The 23,123-nt window shown below is 57.5% G+C and carries 17 protein-coding genes; 8 read left to right on the plus strand and 9 right to left on the minus strand.

Annotated elements, in window-relative coordinates; translation table 11 throughout:
- Positions 1–136: 136 nt before the first annotated feature.
- Positions 137–1,831 carry a nitrate/nitrite two-component system sensor histidine kinase NarQ gene (narQ, locus tag DOU50_RS17365; protein ID WP_148769813.1) on the minus strand — a complete coding sequence of 565 codons (1,695 nt, stop codon included), beginning with the start codon at positions 1,829–1,831 and terminating at the stop codon, positions 137–139.
- Between the two features lie 152 nt (positions 1,832–1,983).
- Here narQ and aegA point away from each other — a divergent pair, with 152 nt between their 5' ends.
- The 3 genes from aegA (at position 1,984) to DOU50_RS17380 (ending at position 5,765) form a co-directional block, all read left to right on the plus strand.
- Positions 1,984–3,960 (plus strand): formate-dependent uric acid utilization protein AegA, encoded by a 1,977-nt coding sequence (aegA, locus tag DOU50_RS17370; RefSeq protein WP_148769814.1) that lies wholly within the window; start codon positions 1,984–1,986, stop codon positions 3,958–3,960.
- A gap of 66 nt (positions 3,961–4,026) precedes the next feature.
- The gene (gene nudK, locus DOU50_RS17375) at positions 4,027–4,620 is read left to right on the plus strand and encodes a GDP-mannose pyrophosphatase NudK (protein WP_090420112.1); all 594 of its coding nucleotides are present in this window, start codon (positions 4,027–4,029) and stop codon (positions 4,618–4,620) included.
- Between the two features lie 101 nt (positions 4,621–4,721).
- Entirely contained in the window at positions 4,722–5,765 is a 1,044-nt protein-coding gene (locus tag DOU50_RS17380; RefSeq protein ID WP_024907576.1) for a DUF1176 domain-containing protein, read from the plus strand.
- Between the two features lie 47 nt (positions 5,766–5,812).
- Here DOU50_RS17380 and ygjK read toward each other — a convergent pair whose 3' ends face one another.
- The 6 genes from ygjK to ebgR all read right to left on the minus strand — a co-directional run bounded on the left by ygjK (position 5,813) and on the right by ebgR (position 15,421).
- Positions 5,813–8,158, minus strand: coding sequence for an alpha-glucosidase (gene ygjK, locus DOU50_RS17385; protein ID WP_148769815.1), 2,346 nt, complete (start codon positions 8,156–8,158; stop codon positions 5,813–5,815).
- Between the two features lie 14 nt (positions 8,159–8,172).
- Positions 8,173–9,231, minus strand: a complete 1,059-nt coding sequence (gene ygjJ, locus DOU50_RS17390; RefSeq protein WP_148769816.1) for a protein YgjJ — start codon at positions 9,229–9,231, stop codon at positions 8,173–8,175.
- A gap of 38 nt (positions 9,232–9,269) precedes the next feature.
- Positions 9,270–10,706: an amino acid permease gene (locus DOU50_RS17395; RefSeq protein WP_024907579.1), complete on the minus strand. Its 1,437-nt coding sequence runs from the start codon at positions 10,704–10,706 to the stop codon at positions 9,270–9,272.
- 56 nt (positions 10,707–10,762) lie between these two features.
- Positions 10,763–11,212 carry a beta-galactosidase subunit beta gene (locus tag DOU50_RS17400; protein WP_032646754.1) on the minus strand — a complete coding sequence of 150 codons (450 nt, stop codon included), beginning with the start codon at positions 11,210–11,212 and terminating at the stop codon, positions 10,763–10,765.
- Complete coding sequence (gene ebgA, locus DOU50_RS17405; RefSeq protein WP_148769817.1) at positions 11,209–14,292, minus strand: beta-galactosidase subunit alpha; 3,084 nt, start codon at positions 14,290–14,292, stop codon at positions 11,209–11,211. Before ebgA ends, DOU50_RS17400 begins: the two co-directional genes overlap by 4 nt.
- Before the next feature lie 145 nt (positions 14,293–14,437).
- Entirely contained in the window at positions 14,438–15,421 is a 984-nt protein-coding gene (gene ebgR / locus DOU50_RS17410; protein WP_048989340.1) for a transcriptional regulator EbgR, read from the minus strand.
- A 138-nt stretch (positions 15,422–15,559) separates the two neighbouring features.
- Between ebgR and DOU50_RS17415 the strand changes: the two genes are divergently transcribed.
- On the plus strand, positions 15,560–15,892 hold the full coding sequence (locus tag DOU50_RS17415) for a tRNA-binding protein (RefSeq protein ID WP_024907583.1): 333 nt from the start codon (positions 15,560–15,562) through the stop codon (positions 15,890–15,892).
- A 72-nt stretch (positions 15,893–15,964) separates the two neighbouring features.
- Here the strand turns inward: DOU50_RS17415 and tkt are convergent, their stop codons facing one another.
- Both tkt and tal read right to left on the minus strand, forming a co-directional pair.
- Entirely contained in the window at positions 15,965–17,953 is a 1,989-nt protein-coding gene (tkt, locus tag DOU50_RS17420; RefSeq protein ID WP_148769818.1) for a transketolase, read from the minus strand.
- A gap of 19 nt (positions 17,954–17,972) precedes the next feature.
- Positions 17,973–18,923 carry a transaldolase gene (tal, locus tag DOU50_RS17425; protein ID WP_024907585.1) on the minus strand — a complete coding sequence of 317 codons (951 nt, stop codon included), beginning with the start codon at positions 18,921–18,923 and terminating at the stop codon, positions 17,973–17,975.
- 246 nt (positions 18,924–19,169) lie between these two features.
- Here tal and maeB point away from each other — a divergent pair, with 246 nt between their 5' ends.
- The 4 genes from maeB to eutQ all read left to right on the plus strand — a co-directional run bounded on the left by maeB (position 19,170) and on the right by eutQ (position 23,119).
- Positions 19,170–21,449, plus strand: coding sequence for an NADP-dependent oxaloacetate-decarboxylating malate dehydrogenase (maeB, locus tag DOU50_RS17430; protein WP_148769819.1), 2,280 nt, complete (start codon positions 19,170–19,172; stop codon positions 21,447–21,449).
- A 160-nt stretch (positions 21,450–21,609) separates the two neighbouring features.
- Positions 21,610–21,945 carry an ethanolamine utilization microcompartment protein EutS gene (gene eutS, locus DOU50_RS17435; protein ID WP_024907587.1) on the plus strand — a complete coding sequence of 112 codons (336 nt, stop codon included), beginning with the start codon at positions 21,610–21,612 and terminating at the stop codon, positions 21,943–21,945.
- A gap of 12 nt (positions 21,946–21,957) precedes the next feature.
- Complete coding sequence (gene eutP / locus DOU50_RS17440) at positions 21,958–22,437, plus strand: ethanolamine utilization acetate kinase EutP (protein ID WP_148769820.1); 480 nt, start codon at positions 21,958–21,960, stop codon at positions 22,435–22,437.
- On the plus strand, positions 22,415–23,119 hold the full coding sequence (eutQ, locus tag DOU50_RS17445; protein ID WP_148769821.1) for an ethanolamine utilization acetate kinase EutQ: 705 nt from the start codon (positions 22,415–22,417) through the stop codon (positions 23,117–23,119). The genes eutP and eutQ overlap by 23 nt, the downstream gene beginning before the upstream one ends.
- Positions 23,120–23,123: the final 4 nt, after the last annotated feature.

Here is a 23,123-nt window from a genome sequence, read left to right on the forward strand (position 1 = left end):
GTGACCTCGTTTTGCTGCACGTCATTATTGTTTATTGCCCGCATAACTTTAGCGGTAAGGGCAAGGTCAAACGTGGAGAAATAAAGGAGATAATGTAAATTATCATGCGCTTTTCCCTGCGCTTGCCCCTTTACCGTTATTTACCTGTTAACGGCGTGGGCACCGGGAACGTCACGCTGACCAGCGTGCCGCCGTTTTGCGGCTGTGAAAAGTGTAGTGTTCCCCCAAGCCGTTGCGCGCGTTCACGCATAATGTTCAGCCCGTAGTGTCCCGGCGGCTCGCTGGCCTCGCCAATTCCGATCCCGTTGTCACGAATGCTGACGCAGTGCGTACCGTCCGCTGCCGTCAAGCAGTTCACCGCGATTTCGCTGGCCTGCGCGTGCTTAATGGCGTTCAGCACGGCCTCACGCACGATCTGTAAAAGATGCACCTGCTTTTGCGCGTCCAGCGCCAGCGAGGAGAGGCGACAGTCGAGATGCAGCTTAGCCTGCGTCTGGCTCTGCAGGACGTCGAGGGACTCCTGTAGAGCCGCGGGTAAATTCGCGTGGTTCAGCGTCAGGCGGAAGGTAGTGAGCAGTTCGCGCAGTTGCTGCCAGGCGTTGTTCAGCTCGCGGGAGAAGTCGGAGATGATGGTCTGCGCCGGAGTATTTTCCTCCGGCACGGCGCGTTTGAGCAGCGCAAGCTGAATGCGCAGATACGACAGCACCTGCGCCAGCGAATCGTGCAGCTCGCGGGCGATGGTGGCGCGCTCTTCCATCAGCAGCAGCTGCTGGTAATGTTTTTGCGCCTGGTTAAAGTACAGCCCGCGCCCGAGCATGGTCGCCACGCTTCTCATCAGCGGAAGGGGGACGCTGTCCGTTTCGCTTTGCCAGCGCAGCTCCCCGTAAAGGGTGTCCTGCATCAGTACCGGCAGGTTTTGTAGAGGGATCCCCCTGGACTCCTTCCCTTCACACAGTCGCCAGTCGTCGCTGGTGCGCAGCTCCAGATAATTCATCTGCGTATAGTCATGGACAATCTGCAGGATATGCCGGAAACAGTGGCTGTCTATCTGGCCGGTATTCAGCGCCTGCGAGCACTTGAACAGCATGTCGAGCTGCTGGTGGGCTTCGTGCAGGTGCCGCGTTTTTTCCGCGACCGAAGCCTCAAGCGAACGGTAGAGCGTATCTAATTCGGCGGACATGTGGTTGAAGGCGCGGGAGAGCTGGCCCAGCTCATTCGGCAGGGCGGAATCCGGCGCCGGGGTTGCAAATTCCCCGCGCTCAACCCGTTCGCTGGCCGCCACCAGATTGTTAAGCGGCAGCACCACCTGGCGACGGATGCGTCGCAGGGTAAACAGCGTCAGCAGCAGGATCCCGAGAGCGCCTGCCAGGGAAAGCAGGGTCACCGTCTGAATTTTATGTTCGGTATAGTGCTGAAGGGCGAGGACAAAGGCATCAATGCGGCCGACAAAATCTTCAATATTGTGTTGATACCACGCGCTGTCGCCGCGGGCGATGTGCGCATTCATCTCCTGCCAGGCCACGTGCAGCTGCTGGTAGCGTGCTTTAACATTGTCCGGAACGTACCAGCGGTTCAGCTTCTGCAGCGCTGGCGCGCCGAGCGTCTGTTGCCAGCTCTCGCGATGTGCAGCAAGGGAAGGGCTGTTGCGCTGCATCTCGTAGCCCAGACGATAGCTCTGCATGCGCAGCGAACCCGCGATATTGATGGCTTCGGCGTCACGCTGGCTGCTGGCCAGCGTCAGCAGCGCGACGGTGCTGGTCAGCACGGATAAGACAATGATCGAAAAGAAAGCCCAGGCAAGGCTTCCGGAAACGGGTCGTTTAACGGTCACAGAACGGCTCTCTGAATAAAATTGATCTGCCACAGGTTCACTGGAAATAATTGGGCATTCCGGGCATTTGAACATTGCCCGATCGCGCCGTGATGCGTAAATACCATACTCTTATAAAGAGAAAGGTTATTGAACCAAAAACAGGTGTGGTTATGAATCGTTTTATTATGGCTAACAGCCAGCAGTGCATTGGGTGTCGCGCCTGCGAAGTGGCCTGCGTGATGGCGCACAACGATGAGCAGCATGTCCTGAGCGAGCGCCATTTTCATCCCCGTATTACGGTCCTGAGATCCGGTGAGAAGAGCAGCCCCGTGACCTGTCATCATTGTGAAAATGCACCCTGCGCGCAAAGCTGCCCGAACGGTGCCATCAGCAAATGCGATGACAGCGTACAGGTGAATCAACAAAAATGCATCGGCTGTAAGGCCTGCGTAGTGGCCTGCCCGTTTGGCACGATGGAGATTATCGTCACCCCGCTCGACAACGGCAGCGTGAAGGCCTCGGCGGATAAATGCGATCTCTGTCTGACGCGGCCACACGGCCCGGCCTGTATCGAAAATTGCCCGGCAGATGTCCTCTCACTGGCGACGCCTGCTGTCCTTGATAATCTGGCGAAATCACGCCGACAGCGCACGGCCTGCCTGGAGGCGCAGCCCTGGCATGCTGAGGCCGTCGGAGAAGATGCTCCGCGCACCAAACTGCAGCAGATGCAGGGGACGGCGCCCCGCGGCGAGCCCGATAAACTGGCTGCCGCCGAACGCGTAAGCCATTTTAACGAAATTTACCTGCCATTCCGGGACGGGCAGGCCGCCCGCGAGGCGTCGCGCTGCCTGAAATGCGGAGAGCACAGCATTTGCGAATGGACCTGCCCGCTGCATAACCACATCCCACAGTGGATTGAGCGCCTCAACGCGGGAGATATCGCCGGTGCGGTCGAGCTTTCTCATCAGACCAACTGTTTACCTGAAATTACCGGCCGCGTCTGCCCGCAGGACCGATTATGCGAAGGGGCCTGCACAATACGTGAAGAGGCGGGATCCGTGACCATCGGTAACATCGAGCGCTATATCTCCGATCGGGCGCTGGCGATGGGCTGGCGGCCGGATATGTCCGCCGTCACGCCGACAGATAAACGTGTCGCGATTGTCGGCGCGGGGCCTGCCGGGCTGGCGTGCGCCGACGTGCTGGCGCGCAGCGGCGTGAGCGTGACGGTCTATGACCGGCATCCGGAAATCGGTGGATTGCTGACCTTTGGCATCCCGGCATTCAAGCTGGACAAATCGCTGCTCGCGCGGCGCAGAGAGATATTTACTGCGATGGGGATCCGCTTCGAGCTGAACTGCGAGGTGGGCCAGGACGTATCGATGTCGCAGTTAAAGCACGATTACGACGCTCTGTTTATTGGCGTGGGAACCTATCGTTCGATGAAGGCGGGTATCCCGCATGAAGACGCGCCAGGGGTCTATGACGCGCTGCCTTTCCTGGTGGGCAACACGCGGCATGTTATGGGGCTGGAGGCGACGGCCAGCGAACCATTCATCGACACCCATGGCTTAAACGTGGTGGTGCTTGGCGGGGGCGATACCGCCATGGACTGCGTCCGCACCGCGTTACGCCACGGTGCGGCGAAGGTGACCTGCGCCTATCGTCGGGATGAGGCCAACATGCCGGGCTCGAAGAAAGAGGTGAAGAACGCCAGAGAAGAGGGCGCGGCGTTTGAATTTAACGTCCAGCCGGTTGAGCTAACGCTGGATCCGAACGGAAAGGTCAACGGTATCCGGATGCTGCGTACCGAGCTCGGAGAGCCGGATGCGCAGGGACGGCGGCGACCGGTTCCCGTGGCGGGCAGTGAGTTCGTGATGGCCGCGGATGCAGTCATCATGGCGTTTGGTTTTAACCCGCACGCGATGCCGTGGCTGCAGGCGCAGGGTGTCGAAACGGATGACTGGGGGCGGATCGTTGCCTCCGTCGAGAGCCGTTACCGTTACCAGACGACTAACCCGCAGATCTTCGCCGGGGGCGATGCGGTACGCGGCGCGGATCTGGTGGTGACCGCCATGGCGGAAGGGCGTCATGCGGCGCAAGGGATACTCGACTGGCTTGGGGTTAACGCGCCAAAACATCATTAAACCGGCGGGCGACAAAGCGGGATTCACGGCGTAGTATAGGACGACTCATTGTGTCGTGGAGCCCGTATGACCCTGAAAATTGACGTTATCAAAGACAAAATTCTCTCTGAAAACTACTTTGTCCTGCGTAACATCACCTATGACCTTACGCGTAACAACGGTGAAGTGATCCGCCACAAACGCGAGGTCTACGACCGTGGCAATGGAGCAACTATTCTGCTCTATAACCGTGAAAAGCGGAGCGTGGTGCTGATCCGCCAGTTCAGGGTGGCGACATGGGTCAATGGCAACCCTGACGGACGTCTGATTGAAACCTGCGCGGGCCTGCTCGATGATGATGAGCCGGAAGTCTGCATCCGCAAAGAGGCCGTTGAAGAAACCGGCTTCGAAGTGGGCGAGGTCAAAAAGGTCTTCGAGCTGTTTATGTCGCCCGGCGGCGTGACGGAAATCGTCCATTTCTTCATCGCGGAATACAGCGACGCGCAGCGCACTCACCGGGGCGGTGGGGTCGAGGATGAAGATATCGAAGTGCTGGAGCTTCCTTTTTCCCGAGCGCTGGAGATGGTGCGATCAGGGGAAATCAGGGATGGTAAGGCAGTGATATTACTGCAGTATTTACAGACTACCGGGCTGATGAATACCCCTTTCGAACGGATATAGCCTGTTTTTCGGGTATATCTGATAAATCCGATTGAGCAACCCCGGCGGGAACACGAAGATACTGCCCAGTTATGCGTTTTCGTTCCGGGATTGTGTCATTCATGCGCTACAGCGTCTTTTTATTTTCCCTGTTTTGGGTGCTCCTCGCGCCGCAGGTGCGGGCTGCACCCGCGCAGCAAGCCTTTTCTGACTGGCAGGTGACCTGCAATAACCAGAACTTTTGCCTTGCCCGCAACACGGGCGAACATCGTGGTCTGGTCATGACGCTCACCCGAAGCGCCGGGGCGAAAACGGATGCCACGCTGCGTATCGATCTCGGCGGTCTTGATACGCCCTCCGTTAAAGAGCCTGAGATTGCTCCCCGTCTGCTGCTGGATAACGTTCCTCTGAAGCTCGACAAACAGCGCTGGCAGCTCACGCCCTGGCATCTGAAAACGGACGATGCGGCCACCATCACCGCCTTTCTGAAAAACATCCAGGAAGGGAAGGCCCTGACCCTGCGCGGCGGTAAGCAGGTCATTTCACTGAGCGGTCTGAAAGCCGCGCTGCTGTTCATTGATGCGCAGCAAAAGCGCGTCGGCAGCGAAACCGCGTGGATCAAGAAAGGTGACGATCCGCCGTTAAGCGTTCCGCCTGCACCCGCCTTAAAAAAGGTGGCGGTCGTCAATCCGACCCCGACGCCACTCTCCCACGCCGAACTGAACGACCTGCTGGACTATGGTACCGGACGGATGAACAGCAGCCAGTGCTCGCTGGATCCTAACCGCCGGGAAGTGCGCGTCACCGCGTTAACCGATGACAAAGCGCTGCTGATCGTCAGCTGCGAGGCGGGGGCCTATAACACGGTCGATCTGGCGTGGCTGGTATCACGTAAAAAACCGTTCACCGCCCGCAGCGTCAGGCTGCGTCTGCCGTTTACGCCGTCAAGCGATGGCAGTGAGATGGAGTTGATGAACGCCAGCTTCGATGAGAAGACGCGCGAGCTGACAACGCTCGCGCTGGGACGCGGTATGGGCGATTGCGGGATCCAGACGCGCTGGCGTTTCGACGGCCAGCGTTTCCGCCTGGTGCGCTACGCCGAGGAGCCCAGCTGCGACAACTGGAATGGGCCAGATGCCTGGCCCACGCTGTGGATTACGCGGTAGCTTTTCTGCCGGGTAAGCGCCACCCGGCAAAGCAGACCGCACCCTCGTTACTGTTTACGGAAAAAGTCGTTATACAGCATGTAAAGATGCGCCGCGCTCCAGGAAAAGTTAGGCGCGCCCTGCTGCGCGCCGGTCAGCGGGTTGTAGTTTTCCTGAATCGGGCCGTCGGACGTTAACCCCTTCGCGTGCTTAAAGAAGTTTTCTGCCAGCGTTTGAGCCTGCTCCCGGTAGCCATAGCGTTCCATCCCTTTCAGCCCAAACCAGAACTGGTCGACCCACACCCGGCCTCGCCAGTAGATATCCGGACCAAAGGCCGGGTTGGTTAGCGCGGCAGTCCCGAGCGGCACATACGTGTTGAACTCTTTCGGATCCAGCATCACCTTCACCACGGCATCCGCATGCGCCTGCGTTGCCGCACCGTTAAACAGCGGCGACCAGCCTTCCGGTCCTTTACCGCGCTCGACGATAGGCTTGCCTGCGCAGCCGTTCGCCAGCGGTTTATCCTCGATACGGATGTCGTAGTAAAAACCGCTCTTCGCGTCGAACATGCAGGTATTGATGTAGGTCGCGAGCTTATCCGCCAGCTGGCGGTAGCGGCTGGCCTCCTGCTCTTTACCCAGCAGGCTCGCCATCTGCGCCAGATAGTGATTGTCGCTGTACATGTAGCTCGCCTGATCGACGGACTCCTGCAGCAGCGAATAGCCCAGCAGCTTGCCCTCGTTATCGCGATTTTCAGCAAACTTCACCGTCCAGTCGCTGCGCTTGCCGCCGTTTTCGACGTAGTTATCCAGCTGGGCTTTATCGATAAAACCGAATACGGCAGCGTCATCGCGACCTGATTCCCACGAGGCCGCAACCTGCGCCGGGATCTCCAGACTGTCGTAATGGCCCTTGTCGATCACCCGGGCATAGTTGTTCAGGCCGGAAAGCGATTCCTCTTTATCGCCTTTTTTGACCGTAAAGAGTATCTCCCCGCTGGCGGTGTTATGGGCTTTGTCACGGGTCGCGCCGTACTCCGGCACACCGTTGCCGTTATGGTCGCGGTTGCGCAGCCACCAGTCGTGGTAGGCCACCAGTTTAGGGTACATTTCTGCCAGCCAGGCTTTATCCTGCGTGGTGTTATATACCTCCATCACCGACCACGCTGCCAGGCTCGGTTTAGTATTGCGCTCATTCCAGTTGCCGCCGTCGCCGCCGCGTTCCGGGCTTAGGTTCCAGGCGATGAGATCCGGCACAAAGCCGGCATCCTGCGGGCGTACCGGATCGTCGGGTTTGATTTGCCAGGAGAAGACCGCGCGAATGTTCTCTTTGGCGATATCCGGGTTGAAATGCGACATGGCAAACGCCTGTTTCCAGGTATCCCAGGGCCAGGTCTGGTTGCCGGAGAACCACCGTCCGGTGACGGATGGCGTCACCGTGTTATAGCGTACCGCGCCGCCCGGCGAGCGCCAGTTGCCGTTCAGCGTTTCGATGGCCTTCACCGCCACGCGGGTTTGCTCTGGCGTGGCGTTAGGGTTAGTTAACCCTTTCTGCAAATAGCCCTCCCAGCGCTGCTGCGAGGCCGTCATATAAGCGGCCGGGCGCGCCAGAATATCGCGGATCTGCACCTGCTCGCGCTTCACCTCATCGGCATTCAGCAGATGGGAGTAGGTGGTATACAGCGTGGTGCTGCCGGTAATGTGTGCCCGGCTGGTAAAGCGATGCCCGTCGACGGTGGTCTCGACGGGGAGGGATTTATGCACCTGATATTCGGAACTGCCGGAGGTCAGCAGATCCCAGGTGGAGCGCACTTTGCCAAAGGTCACTTTCAGGCCGTCACGGGTGGGGACCAGCCTGCGCTGATAGTCCGGATACGCGCCGTCGATGGTCTTATCCGACAGCGGTTTGCCCTCTTTGGCCTCCAGCTTTTCCAGCAGTTCGCCGTCCCACACCAGTTCCAGCGGTGCCTTGCTGATGATGCGGGTCTCCAGCAGCGAGGTGCGCGCCGTGGCAAAGCGCAGCGTCATTACGATCTGCACATCTTTCGCGCTCAGCTTTTGCACCAGCGCGCCGGGAAGGCTGTAAGCCTCAAGGGTAAAATCGACTTTTTTGCCGTTCTGATACACATTCAGGCGATCGAAATTGGTCGCCATAAAGTTGATGTACTCTTCGGTGAGCAGCGCTACGCCGGGAAATCCTCCCTGGGTCTGCGGCCCGTTCGGCAGCAAATGACCATGCCAGGCACCCAAATCGAAAAAGGGATTAAACCGCTGGTGGTCGTCAGCGTCGAAATCGTGCATGTATTCCGGCGCACCGGTACGGTTGATGACGTTTTTAAAATCAGCAGGAGCGGTGGCGTGAGCCGAAAAGCTGAGCGCCAGCGCGCAGGCCAGCGGTGTAAGGCTGAGTTTCATATCGGAAGATCCTTTTACCAGTAGACGTATTGCATCAGGAAGACCTGGTCGCTCGGGTCGCCGGAGGCATTTTTCATGTAAAAGCGGCTGTCGGCTGCGGTGGCAAAGCGTCCACCGCCGTACTCATACCAGATACCGAACTGCATAAACGAGGTCGTTTCATCGGCGGCATTGTCCGCGCGGTGCTTTGCATAGCTGTAAGCGGTGGAGAGATAGACGCCTTTTAACGCTTCAATCATGGCGCTGACCATATAGCCGGTTTCAGTCCCGGAGACGTCCTTACCGCTCGCGCGTCCGGTATGATGCCAGGCGCGCGCCGCCAGGTTGGGGGACAGAATGCCGGTCAGAAACAGTTGTCCCGTGCCGTCGGTGACCTCAAGTCCGTTCATCCAGGTGACATCTTTGACGATGTCATACTGGATATAGCCGTTGGCCATCGCCGGATAGGTATACTTATCGTCATAGCGATCGTATTTACCAAAATGCAGCCAGGCTTTGCTCTCGTCATGGTGCCCCGCAGGCGTGGCGGTGACGCTGTAGCGCAGGTTCCCGGAGCGGTTTTGTACCTTGAGCGCATACATAATGTCGCGAGTGTTGGGGAGCACGTAGCCCAGATCGGGCGTGAAATCTCCCCACCATTGCAGGTCATCAAGGGAGGAGTCCTGACGCAGGCTGAGCATGATCTCGGTGTTGTCGTCGGTTTTGTAGCCGCCGTAAAAGCGGTTAAGCCCACCTTCGAATCCGCCCCAGCTGTGGTCGGGCACCCAGGCGTTCCCCTGATGGTCAGCCTGTACGGTCCAGCCCTCGCCGTAAATCAGGCCGAACCAGTGCCCGTATTTCATTTCCAGACCACTCTCAATGTAGGTGCCGTCACTGTATTTATGTTTATTCTGACCTTCTAAATCCATATATCCGCCAACACCCAGCTCGCCATAAAAACGAAACGACGGAGAGGTGATTTCCGGAGTTCGGGTATCGTCATGTTCAGCGGGTCGGGCTTCTTCTGCGGCAAATGCCGGGCAGCAGAAAGAGAGGGCAGCGAGTGCCCCAATTGTTTTCTCTTTAATTTTCATGCACTCATCCCAGTGAAAAAATATCCATGCCTTCAGCGTTAGTGAAGATTTGAGGCAGGTGACGCTTCTGTTTGTTGTTGTTCTTTTGATAATCCCTTGACGTATTTGCTGTATTTCCACCAGGCAAATCCGAGGAATAACACAATGCCACCGACGTTATAGAAAATAATCGTCAGAATATTGGCACCGGTGGGGAAAGTTGAGGCCACAAAGCCGATGGCAAAAATCACAATCAGCATCGACACCACCACCATGCCCGTGGTGCGTGAGCCCATTTTGAAGTCGCGCGGGAGATGATCGAGCTTACGGCGCAGGTTCAGGTAGGCCAGCATGATGAACAGCGGCGGTAACATTGACGCGGCCGCGGTCATGTTGATGACGGTATTCATCAGCTCCTGCGCGGTGTTCGACCCCATGGTTGGGATAATCATGAGCGGAATGACGATCAGATACTGGATCCACGCCGCCCGCGCCGGTACGCCGTTCTCGTTCAGCGCCACGGTTTTTGGCCCAAAGATGCCGCTTGGGATCTCAGAGAAGAAGATTTTGACCGGGGTTGCCGTCCACATCAGCAGGGAGCCGAACATCGCGGTAAAGGAGACCAGGCCGACAAAGCGGTTCATCAGCACCTCCGGCAGGCCAAACCATACCGCCAGGCCGTGGAACACCTGTACCGAACCACCGGTGAATTTCAGCTCTTTGCTGCTGATAAAGACGTTAATCAGCACCGAGGAGATGGAGTAGAGCACGCCGATGAAAATCCCCGCCAGAATGATCACCCTGACAAAGGATTTTGACCCGCCCTTCACGTCGTTAACGTATACCGCAACGGACTCTGCGCCCCCGGCGGCCATAAATATCCAGGTGGTGATGCCGAGGAAGGCCCAGTTGAAGTTGGGGATCATCGCGTCAACGGTAATCGGGTCGGCTGGCTGCACGCCGCCCACCAGCGCCGCGCCGGCCAGAAGAATATAGGAGAGGGTCAACAGCAGCATGAGCGTAGAGGTCACCGACGTGATCGGCCCCAGCATCTTCGCCCCGTTGGTGGAGACCCAGGTCGAGAAGGCGAACAGCACCATGCTCAGTACCGTGGTGGCAAACGGCGTAAGAATGTACTCATAGCCCAAAAAGGCGTAAGAGGCGTAGGCGATGACGCGCGGTAATAACGAGGTGAAGAAAAACAGGTTCACGAACCAGTAGGTGTAGGCGGTAATAAACGCCCAGCGCCCGCCCAGCGAGCTTTTCACCCAGGCGTACACGCCCGCTTCGGAGTTTTTATTCAGGGAGACAAACTCCGCGATGATTAAGCAGAAAGGAATAAAGTAGAACAGGGTGGCTAAAAAGAACATCGGCGCGGAGGCCAGCCCCAGCTCGATGTTGTTATTAATCACGTTGTTAAAACTGAATACGGCGGCAAACGTCAGCGACAGCAGGCCGAATTTGCCGATGGTATTACGCTTGGTAGTTTCAGACATAACCTATCTCCGGGTACGAGGAGGATAGCGGTGCTTCATTGGCACCGCTGGATTTTTTATTTGTTATGGAAATAACCGTCTTCGATGGTCACATAGAGGACGACTTTTTTGGCTGGCGTTTCGCTGATAAAGCGATACGCCTCGTGGTTTTCACATATCACGATCTGTCCCTCCCGCACCTGTTCGGTATGGCCCACGCCTTTCAGGTATTCGCGGTCGGTTTCATCCCGGTAGCACTCCACAAGCTGAAGGGCGTCTTTTGCGGCGTACTCAATTTTCTGCGCGCCCTGCAGGTAGTAATGCACCTCGAAATAGCGGCGATGGCCGACGAACAGCGCGTCGGTGCTGGCATCATGGGTCACGCGGTAGGCCAGAGAGTCGCCAATCGAGTGGGCAACGCCGGGCTGGATGTGGTCGATGTTATTAATGGCCTCTGTGCAGCGCTGCCATTTGCGGCCCGTGCGATAACGCTGCTGGAACTGTTCCAGGCTGTCGAGAACGATCATTTTTCTGCCTCGCTATGCGAATTCATGGAGAAGAAACCGCTGCAGAACCGATGGCGCGCCAGCGTCTGCGCGGCGGTGTGTCCGCCTTCCAGCGGGAGCAGGGTGAAGCCGTAGCGGAACGGCCGGAACCAGACGCGCCAGCTATCCAGCACTTCGCTTCCCCAGGAGTTAGAGCCTAAGCCCAGTACCTGATGGTCGAGATTGAGGGTGATGTCCTCGCTGCGACGCAGTTCGTTGCAGTGCTGCGCGGCGTGGATGTTCTCTGCCGTGTAGTGCCAGGCGCTGAAATGGATGGGCTGCTCAGGCATCACCAGCAGGCCGCGGCCGTGACGGCTGGCGAGCGTTGCCCAGCGCACCTGCTGACGGTTGCCGTTGTTCTGCGGGAACGGGTAGTTTTCGAACATCTCGTCCACCGTGGTGTGCCACAGGTCTATGGTGCTGGCCTGCTGGCTGTCCGGGTAGTTCTCTCCAGGGCCGCGTCCGTAGTAGCTCACCTGGTCGAATTCACCGTTGATGCCGAGGGTAAAGCCGATGCACGGGATAATGTGCGGATAATCACCGTAGCGTTCACCGCTCAGCTCAACGTTAATTTGCCCGTCGGCGGCAATGCGCCAGCGATAGGTGCAGCGCATACCAAAATCAAACACCGGCGGGGCAATCAGCGTGCGGGTGGTAATGACGATCGCATCGTCCTGCTGCTCGACCTCAAAACCGCGCAGGTGCTCCTGCATAATCTGCAGATGGTTGGGTTGCCACAGCCCCTCATACTCCTGCTTGTGGTTATCAATCATCGGTTTGAAAAAGTTAATCTTTGGTTCACGGGTGAGGTTTTCTTCACCGTTAACCAGCCAGGAGCAGAGTTTCCCCGTCACTTTTGAGAAGCGTGCGCGGAAGTTATGCCCGATCACGGTACAGTTCAGACGGTCTTCTGCCAGCCGCAGCGGTGTCGCGTTGGCGTTACTAAACGGCGTGGCGTGAGCCGTGCACGCTTTTAGCGGGAACTGATACACCGCAATCTCGTGCCCCGCTTCGCTGTAGCGCGTGCGGCTGTTTTTGCTGATGCGCACGGTCAGGAACGCTTCGCGCTCGTCGAGTTCGGGCAGGTTCAGGCTCACGCTGCGGGTGCTGTTGGGGGCCAGCCCGGTAATTGTCAGCGGCTGGCTGTGCAGGGTTTCACCTTCGGCACGCACCTCAACGAGCAGGGTGTAATCGTCCAGGCTGGTGAACCAGAAGCGGTTTTCAACGTGCAGCTCGCCGTTCTGCCAGCGCAGTTTGACCGGGGCAATCACCTGCTTATATTCGCGCAGCCCCGGACCCGGCGTTTGATCGGAGTAGATCAGCCCGTCGAGGCAGAAGTTGTAGTTATTCGGATAGTCACCAAAGTCGCCGCCGTAGGCGTAATACGTATTGCCGCTGGCATCTGCCGCCTGAATACCGTGGTCGCACCACTCCCAGACGTAGTGGCCCTGAATGCAGTCGTGGCGATCGAAGACGTTTTGATACTCGCTCAGACCTCCGGGGCCGTTGCCCATCGCGTGGGCGTATTCGCAGATAACGCGCGGTTTGGCGTGGGGATACTCGCCGAACAAATTCATCAGCGGCACGCGGGTGTACATGGTGGAGATGATATCCACCACCTCGGCGTCGCGATCTTCTTCGTAATGCAGCAGGCGCGTGTCGTCCAGCGCCTTTGCAGCCCGGGCCATGGCGCGAATATTGCAGCCGTAGCCGGACTCGTTTCCAAGCGACCAGATGATGATGGAAGGGTGGTTTTTCTGGGCGTGAATATGGCGCTCGATGCGCTCAACGTAGACATGTTCCCACACCGGATCGTCCGTGATGCGGCTCAGGTCGCCGACGTTGGCAAAGCCGTGGGATTCCACATCCGTCTCCGCCATGACGAACAGGCCGTAGAGGTCGCACAGCTCGTAGAAGCGCGGATCGTTAGGGTAGTGGGCGGTGCGTACCGAGTTGATGTTGTGCTGCTTCATCAGGATCAGGTCGCGCTCGACGCGATCCATGCCCACGGCGCGGCCTTTCTGGTGATCGTTGTCGTGACGGTTTACGCCGTGCAGCTTCAGGTAGCGGTTGTTCACGTAGAACAGGCCGTCTCGCACCTTGATGTCGCGGAACCCAATGCGCTGAGGGATAACCTCCAGCGTCTGTCCGTGCTCATCTTTAAGCGTTACGACCAGATGGTAGAGGTAGGGCGATTCCGCAGACCACTGCTGAGGCTGTTTGACCTCAATGCTAAAGGCGGTTTCCGCGCTGCGGGTCACGGTCAGGCTGTCGGTCGAGCCCTGATGGATCGCTGCTTCGCCATCATACAGGGCATACTCCAGCGACACGGCGGATGCGTGCGGGGCCAGGTTTTCCAGCTCAAGCTGACAGAAGAGGGTGGCGTCTTTCCATGCCTCGTCGAAGGTGGTTTTGATCGTGACGTCGCGCACGTGAGTGGGATTTTTGCCGATCAGATAGACGTCGCGGAAAATACCGGCCGTCCACCACATGTCCTGATCCTCAATGTAGGTCGAATCCGCCCACTGCAGCACCCGTACGCACAGCAGGTTTTGCCCACCGTGCACCGCGTGGCTGATATCAAACTCGGCGGTCAGCCGGCTGCCCTTGCTAAAGCCAATGTAGTGACCATTCACGTAGACTTCGAAATAGGTTTCGACGCCGTCAAACTTGATGAGGGTCTGCTTCCCCTGCCAGCCGTCCGATAGCGTGAAGTGGCGCTGATACGCCCCGGTCGGATTGTCTGTAGGCACCCACGGCACGTCGACCGGGAAGGGGAAGCCTTCGTCGGTGTACTGCAGCTGGCCGTGGCCTTCCATCTGCCACATGGCGGGGACGGTAATGTCGCCCCAGTCGGCCATATACTCAGAGGTAAAGTTTTCCGGTACCAGAAGGGGGTGGGTGAAAAAGCGAAAGTTCCACTTACCGCTCAGAGACAGAAAGCGGCTGCTGGCCTCGCGGGCAAAGGTGCGAGCCTGCGCGACGGTGTCGTATGAGAAGAAGTACGCCCGCGGCGGAAGCCGGTTCTCATGCGTGAGTTGAATATTTTCCCAGCGATTCATGCGATCTCCCTGTAGGGGGTAAACATCATTGCTGGAGATTTTAGTAAATATTTTACTAAATAAAATCAGTAAAATTGATTTGCTTTAACTCGATCACGAAATAAAAAATGCCGGGCATGCCCGGCAGTGTGTTAAACGAGGGGAATTAGCGGGTGGTGCCGCGCAGTTTCAGCACGCTCGGCACGAAAACCTGCAGCGGCAGCGTCCGGCCATCGCGGGCTTTTTCCAGCAGAAGGTTAACCCCCTGGCTGCCCATCATTTCCGAGTGGATGCGTACGGTAGAGAGCGGCGGGAAGGTGAAGCGGGCGGTCGGGATATCGTTCACGCTGATGAGCGAAATGTCCTCCGGGATCGCCAGCCCTTTTTCATGGATAGCGCGCAAGACGCCGATGGCTATCGAATCAGAGGCCACAAACAGGGCGGTAGGCCAGCTTGTCTGAGCCAGCATGGTTTTTGCCAGTTCGTATCCGGATGAGCTGGAAAAACCGCCGCGCCAGATATCCTGTTCTGACACCACCCCTTTCAGGCGACCATACTCGACAAAAGCGGCTTCGCGGATATCGGCTTTGCCGGGCTCATCTTCCCCGCCGATAAAGCCAATGCGCTTAACGCCCTGATCAATGAAGAAATCAACGATCTGCTTGCTAATGCGCGAGAGGTCAATGTCGACGGAATCGAACGCGCTGCCGGGCTCGTGAAAATCGATAAAGCAGACGTTGTCCGTTAACGCAGTTGCAGCGCGCAGGACGGCTGAAGAGGGCTTGCCCACAATCAGTACGCCGGTAAGTTTTTTACTCTCTGGCAGGGTGGCATTGGCGTAACAGTTGCTCAGCTCGACGCCCAGCTTTTCACACTGTGTCTCAATACCGTGGCGGATGGCAAGGTAGTAAGGGTCGTTAATCTCCAGCTCTTGCTGGTAGCTGTAGAGCGCCAGAATGTGCTGCTGACCTACCGCGGCAGACTGCATTTTGCGGGACGTTGTGCTCTTGTATTCCAGCTTTTCCGCAATCTCCAGAATGCGGTGCTTGGTCTCTTCTTTTACGTTCAACGTTGGGTCATCGTTTAAAACCCGGGATACCGTCGCCAGCGAAACGCCAGCCTCCGTCGCGATGTCTTTGAGCGTAGCCATGTTTGTCCTTATTCCCCCACGTGATGACCCATTGTAAAGGATGAATCAGGACATGCATCCGTTTTTACTAAATATCCTGCCCATTGCTTCCGGCAAATAGCGTGCTAGTATTTAGTAAAACTTTACCAAGGAGAGAGTATGGATACGATAGCTTACGATGACTTTGCAAAGCTGGAGATCCGCGTGGGGACGATTGTGGACGTTAAGCGCCACGCCAACGCAGACAAACTCTATATCGCGCAGATTGATGTGGGTGGAAAAACGCTGCAAACCGTCACCAGCCTGGTGCCGTATTACCGGGAAGAAGAGCTTATGGGAAAAACGGTGGTGGTGCTGTGTAATCTGGCGAAAGCGAAGATGCGCGGCGAAACGTCTGAATGCATGCTGCTCTGCGCGGAAACCGATGACGCCAGCGAAAGCGTGTTGTTAACGCCGGAGCGGGCGATGGCGGCGGGTGTCCGGGTGGTATAAAAAAAGGGTGGCAAAGCCACCCGATTTTTCAGGCCGGGTAAGCGACAGCGCCACCCGGCAACGCAGACCGCACTACAGCACGCTCAGCGCCTTCTCCACCACGTTCTCAACGGTAAAGCCGAAGTACGGGAACAGCTTATCGGCAGGGGCGGACTCACCGTAGCCCCGCATGCCGACAATCGCCCCTTTGAGCCCGACATACTTGTACCAGTAGTCGGCGATACCGGCCTCCACCGCCACGCGCGCCGCGACGTTAGAGGGCAGCACCGACTCCCGGTACGCCTCGTCCTGAGCGTCAAAAATATCCGTAGAAGGCAGGGATACCACGCGCACCGCGTGGCCTTCGGCAGTCAGTTTTTCCGCCGCTTTCACCGTGATTTCCACCTCGGAACCGGTCGCAATCAGGATCACGTCCGGCTTGCCGCCGCTGTCCTTCAGAATGTAGCCGCCGCGGGCGATGTTTTTCACCTGTTCCGGCGTGCGTTCAATCTGCGCCAGATTCTGGCGTGACAAAATCAGTGCCGTTGGGCCATTGTGGCGTTCTACCGCCAGCTTCCAGCCCACCGCCGCTTCGACCTGATCGCACGGACGCCAGGTGCTGAAGTTGGGCGTCAGGCGCAGGCTCGCCAGCTGTTCAACCGCCTGGTGGGTGGGGCCGTCTTCTCCCAGACCGATGGAGTCGTGGGTATAGACCATAATCTGCCGCGCCTTCATCAGCGCCGCCATGCGCGCCGCGTTACGGGCGTACTCGACGAACATCAGGAAAGTGGCGGTGTACGGCACAAACCCACCGTGATGGGCGATGCCGTTGGCGATCGCGGTCATCCCGAACTCGCGCACGCCGTAGTGGATATAGTTCCCGGCAATATCCTCTTTCAGCGATTTCGAGCCGGACCAGATCGTCAGGTTGCTTGGCGCCAGGTCCGCCGAGCCGCCGAGCAGTTCGGGCAGAATAGGGCCGATTGCGTTCAGGGTATTTTGCGACGCCTTACGGGTGGCGATTTTCGCCGGGTTGGACTGCAGGTTTTCAATCAGCGCCTGGGTTTTATCGTTCCAGTCTTCCGGCAGACCGCCGCTCATGCGGCGGGAGAACTCGGCGGCCAGCTCCGGGTGCGCTTTTTTATAAGCGGCAAACTTCTCGTTCCAGGCGTGCTGGGCCTTCTCGCCGTCTTCACGGGCATCCCAGGCTCTGTAGATCTCTTTTGGGATCTCAAACGGCGGGTATTTCCAGCCCAGCTTCTGCCGGGTCAGCGCCACTTCCTCCTCGCCCAGCGCCGCGCCGTGCGCCTCCTCTTTGCCCGCCTTGTTCGGCGAGCCGAAGCCGATGACCGTGCGGCAGATAATCAGGGACGGTTTGTCCTTCACGCTCTGCGCTTCCTGAATCGCTTTTTTCACCGCCTCAGGGTCGTGACCGTCAATCTCATGCACCACGTGCCAGTGGTAGGCCTCGAAGCGTTTTGCCGTGTCGTCGGTAAACCAGCCCTCGGTTTCCCCGTCGATGGAGATGCCGTTGTGATCGTAGAACCCGATCAGCTTGCCGAGCCCCAGCGTGCCTGCCAGCGAGCAGACCTCGTGGGAGATCCCCTCCATCAGGCAGCCGTCACCCATAAACACGTAGGTGTAGTGATCGACAATCTCGTGGTCCGGCTGGTTGAACTGTGCCGCCAGCGTACGCTCGGCAATCGCCAGCCCGACCGCATTGGCCAGCCCCTGACCGAGCGGCCCGGTGGTGGTCTCCACGCCCGGCGTATAGCCAATCTCCGGGTGCCCCGGCGTTTTGGAGTGCAGCTGGCGGAAGTTTTTCAGCTCCTCAAGCGGCAGATCGTAGCCGGAAAGGTGCAGCAGGCTGTAGAGCAGCATTGAGGCGTGACCGTTGGAGAGAATAAAGCGGTCGCGATCGTACCAGGTGGGGTCATTCGGGTTGTGCTTCAGGAAGTCATTCCACAGCACTTCGGCAATATCGGCCATGCCCATCGGTGCGCCGGGGTGGCCGGAATTGGCTTTCTGCACGGCATCCATGCTGAGGGCGCGAATGGCATTGGCGAGCTCTTTACGGGACATAGTTCACTCCGTGGCAAGGTTAAAGTTTGGCGGCGAGAAGGTCTTCAAGTTTGCGCTGGTCGACGGCGAACAGGCGGATACCTTCCGCCAGTTTTTCCACAGCCATCGCGTCCTGGTTGTGCTCCCAGCGGAACTCCGCTTCGGTCATGGTTTTCGGTTTTGGCAGAACGGTAGAGGTGGGCACCAGCTTACGGATCACCGTCTCTTCTTTGTCCTGTAGTTCCTGGAGCAGGTTAGGGGAGATGGTCAGACGGTCACAGCCTGCCAGGGCGAGGATCTGCTCGGTACGGCGGAAGCTGGCCCCCATCACGATGGTTTCGTAGCGGTGCTGTTTGTAGTAGTCGTAGATGTTACGGACTGATTTCACGCCCGGATCCTCATCCACCACGTACGGATCCATCGGCTGTTTTGCCTGATACCAGTCGTAGATGCGCCCGACAAACGGCGAGACAAGGAACACGCCCGCTTCCGCGCAGGCGCGCGCCTGGGCAAACGAGAACAGCAGCGTCAGGTTGCAGTGGATACCCTCTTTTTCCAGCACCTCTGCCGCGCGGATGCCTTCCCAGGTGGAGGCGAGCTTGATCAGAATGCGTGATTTATCGATGCCCTGATCCTGGTAGAGCTCCACCAGACGACGTGCCTTATTAATGCTTTTTTCTTTATCGAATGAGAGGCGGGCATCGACTTCGGTCGAGACGCGTCCCGGAATGCTTTTCAGAATTTCTGCACCAAAATTAACCGCCAGCTTGTCGCTGGCTTCGGCGACCTGCTGCTCCTGCGTTTTCCCGCGCTGTTTACCGTAGGCAATGGCGTCATCAATCAGATGGCTAAAATGGGCAAGCCCGGCCGCTTTGAGCAGCAGCGAAGGGTTGGTGGTCGCATCCTCCGGCTGATAGTGGCGAATCGACTCGATATCGCCGCTGTCTGCAACCACGGTGGTGAATTTTTTGATGCCGTCTAGCTGGTTCATAAATGATTACTCCTTGGAAATAAAAGCGTTAGCTGAGTGCGTTAGTTCACACTTCTGGAAAAATCATGATGGACTTAACAAAAAAGCATAGCAGACGGGGGAGGCATTGCTTTTGAGACGGGTAACATGGCTGTTATAAATTGATAACAATTTTTAATGTGTGATGGTGAGAGTTTGGCAGCCTTCAAAGTTTATGCGCTGTCCTGCGGCGATACTATCTGACCGATACGTAAAAGGAATAACAAGATGGACGATCAGTTAAAACAGAGTGCCCTCGATTTTCACGAGTTTCCTGTCCCGGGGAAAATCCAGGTCTCCCCAACCAAGCCGCTGGCAACCCAGCGCGATCTGGCGCTGGCCTATTCGCCGGGCGTAGCTGCCCCGTGTCTGGAAATTGAAAAAGATCCGCTGGCGGCCTACAAATACACCGCGCGTGGCAACCTTGTCGCCGTGATCTCTAACGGCACGGCGGTGCTGGGGCTGGGCAACATCGGTGCGCTGGCCGGTAAACCGGTGATGGAAGGGAAGGGGGTACTGTTCAAGAAATTCGCCGGTATCGACGTGTTCGATATCGAGGTGGATGAGCTCGACCCTGACAAATTCATCAACGTGGTGGCCGCGCTGGAGCCGACCTTCGGCGGGATTAACCTGGAAGACATCAAAGCGCCGGAATGTTTCTATATCGAGCAGAAGCTGCGCGAGCGTATGAACATTCCCGTGTTCCATGATGACCAGCACGGGACCGCGATTATCAGCACCGCCGCGATTCTGAACGGCCTGCGCGTGGTAGAGAAAAATCTCTCCGACGTGCGCATGGTGGTTTCTGGCGCAGGCGCCGCGGCCATCGCCTGTATGAACCTGCTGGTGGCGCTGGGTATGCAGAAACACAACATTGTGGTCTGCGACTCCAAAGGCGTTATCTATAAAGACCGCGAGCCGAACATGGCTGAAACCAAAGCGGCCTATGCGGTGGAAGACGACGGTAAACGCACCCTGGACGACGTGATCGACGGCGCGGATATCTTCCTCGGCTGCTCGGGTCCGAAGGTTCTGACCCAGGAGATGGTGAAGAAGATGGCGCGTGCGCCAATGATCCTGGCCCTGGCGAACCCGGAGCCGGAAATTCTGCCGCCGCTGGCGAAAGCGGTGCGTGAAGACGCCATTATCTGTACCGGTCGTTCTGACTACCCGAACCAGGTCAACAACGTGCTCTGCTTCCCGTTCATCTTCCGCGGTGCGCTGGACGTCGGCGCAACGGCGATCAACGAAGAGATGAAGCTTGCCGCCGTTCACGCCATCGCGGAGCTGGCGCACGCCGAGCAGAGCGAAGTGGTCGCGTCTGCGTACGGCGATCAGGATCTGAGCTTCGGTCCGGACTACATCATTCCAAAACCGTTCGACCCGCGTCTGATTGTCAAAATTGCGCCAGCGGTGGCCAAAGCGGCGATGGACTCCGGCGTGGCGACGCGTCCGATTCACGATTTCGACGCTTACGTCGATAAGCTCACCGAGTTTGTCTATAAAACCAACCTGTTCATGAAGCCGATCTTCTCCCAGGCGCGTGCCGACGCGAAGCGCGTGGTGCTGGCGGAAGGGGAAGAGGCACGCGTGCTGCACGCCACCCAGGAGCTGATCACCTTAGGCCTGGCGAAGCCGATTCTGATTGGTCGTCCGAGCGTGATCGAAATGCGTATCCAGAAGCTGGGCCTGCAGATTAAGCCGGGCGTCGACTTCGAGATCGTCAACAACGAATCCGATCCGCGCTTCAAAGAGTACTGGAGCGAATACTACGCGATCATGAAGCGTCGGGGGATCACTCAGGAGCAGGCGCAGAAAGCGGTGATCAGCAACACGACGGTGATCGGCGCGATCATGGTCCATCGCGGCGAGGCGGATGCGCTGATCTGCGGCACCATCGGCGATTACCACGAGCACTTTAGCGTGGTGCAGGAGATCTTTGGCTATCGCGATGGCGTCCATACCGCCGGGGCGATGAACGCGCTGCTGCTGCCAAGCGGCAACACCTTTATTGCTGATACCTACGTTAACGACGATCCGACCCCGGACGAGCTGGCGGAGATCACCGTGATGGCCGCCGAGACCGTGCGTCGCTTTGGTATCGAGCCGAAGGTGGCGCTGCTGTCGCACTCTAACTTTGGTTCGTCTAAATCCGCGGCGGCCTGCAAAATGCGTGAGACGCTGGCGCTGGTGCGCGAGCGCGCGCCGGAGTTGATGATTGACGGGGAAATGCACGGCGATGCGGCGCTGGTGGAGAGCATCCGTAACGAACGTATGCCGGACAGCCCGCTGAAGGGAGCGGCTAACATCCTGATTATGCCGAACGTGGAAGCGGCGCGTATCAGCTATAACCTGCTGCGCGTCTCCAGCTCTGAAGGGGTGACCGTAGGACCGGTGCTGATGGGCGTGGCGAAACCGGTGCACGTGTTAACGCCGATTGCCTCCGTGCGTCGTATCGTGAACATGGTGGCGCTGGCGGTGGTTGAGGCGCAGACGCAGCCGCTGTAATATCACTTTAATTTATTTCCGGCGCGGGTTTCTCCCGCGCCTTTTTATTTTCCCTTTCTTAGTGATCCACTTCACCTTTTAAACCTGGTTGCCGAATTTTGTTATTTGCTCTGACAAAAAATTGCCACGATGAGGGCAGTTTTAGAGGAGGCGGTGAGCAATGGAAAAAGAACGCATTATCCAGGAATTTGTGCCGGGGAAACAGGTCACGCTGGCGCATCTCATTGCGCACCCCGGAGAGGAACTGGCGAAAAAGATCGGCGTTCCCGAAGCCGGTGCCATCGGCATCATGACGCTGACGCCAGGGGAAACGGCGATGATTGCCGGTGACTTAGCCCTGAAGGCGGCAGATGTACATATCGGTTTTCTCGATCGATTCAGCGGTGCGCTGGTTATCTACGGCTCGGTAGGCGCGGTAGAAGAAGCGTTATTACAGACGGTAAGTGGTCTGGGCCGGTTATTAAATTTCACATTGTGCAATCTGACAAAAAGTTAATCTGAGGCGGCGATGAAACGTATTGCGTTTGTCGGTACGGTGGGGGCGGGGAAAACGACGCTCTTTAATGCGCTACAGGGAAATTATTCCCTCGCCAGAAAAACACAGGCCGTGGAGTTTAATGAGAATGGCGATATCGATACGCCAGGGGAATATTTTAGCCATCCTCGCTGGTATCACGCCTTAATTACTACGCTGCAGGATGTCGATACGTTGATTTATATACATGCGGCAAATGATAAAGAAAGTCGCTTACCTGCCGGGCTGCTGGATATTGGCGCAAGTAAACGACAAATCGCCGTTATCAGCAAAACGGACCTGCCGGATGCCGACGTCGCCGCAACGCAACAACTTCTTTGCGGGATGGGGTTTCAGGAGCCGATTTTTGAGCTCAATAGCCATGACCCGAGCAGCGTGCAGCATCTGGTGGATTATCTGACTGAGCTCAGCCAAAAGGAGGAAAGGGCAGGTGAAAAAACTCATCACAGCTAACGATATTCGTGCGGCCCACGCACGCGGCGAACAGGAAATGTCAGTTGTTCTGCGCGCCAGCATCATCACCCCGGAGGCGCGCGAAGTTGCGGAGCTGCTGGGCGTCACCATCAGCGAATGCGATGAATCCACGCCATGCGCAGCCGCTGCTAAACCGGCTGCGGTGATTGATGGCAAAACGGAAAACCAACGCATTCGCGAAACCATCATTGCACAGTTACCGGAAGGACAGTTTACCGAAAGCCTGGTTGCCCAACTGATGGACAAAGTCATGAAGGAGAAGCAGTCGCTGGAGCAGGGCGGAATGCAGCCGAGCTTTAACTCGGTGACTGGCAAAGGCGGCGTCAAAGTCATCGACGGCAGTAGCGTGAAGTTTGGTCGTTTTGACGGCGCACAGCCGCACTGTGTGGGGTTAACCGATCTGGTGACCGACCAGGACGGCAGCAGTATGGCCGCCGGGTTCATGCAGTGGGATAACGCCTTTTTCCCATGGACGCTGAACTACGACGAAATCGACATGATTCTGGAAGGTGAGCTGCACGTTCGTCACGAAGGCGAAACCATGATTGCTAAAGTCGGGGACGTGATGTTTATCCCGAAAGGCTCCAGCATCGAATTTGGTACGCCCTCGACGGTGAAGTTTCTGTATGTGGCCTGGCCTGCGAACTGGCAGTCCTGCTAAGGCG

Source organism: Enterobacter sp. C6 (assembly GCF_008122455.1).
GTDB lineage: Bacteria > Pseudomonadota > Gammaproteobacteria > Enterobacterales > Enterobacteriaceae > Enterobacter > Enterobacter pseudoroggenkampii.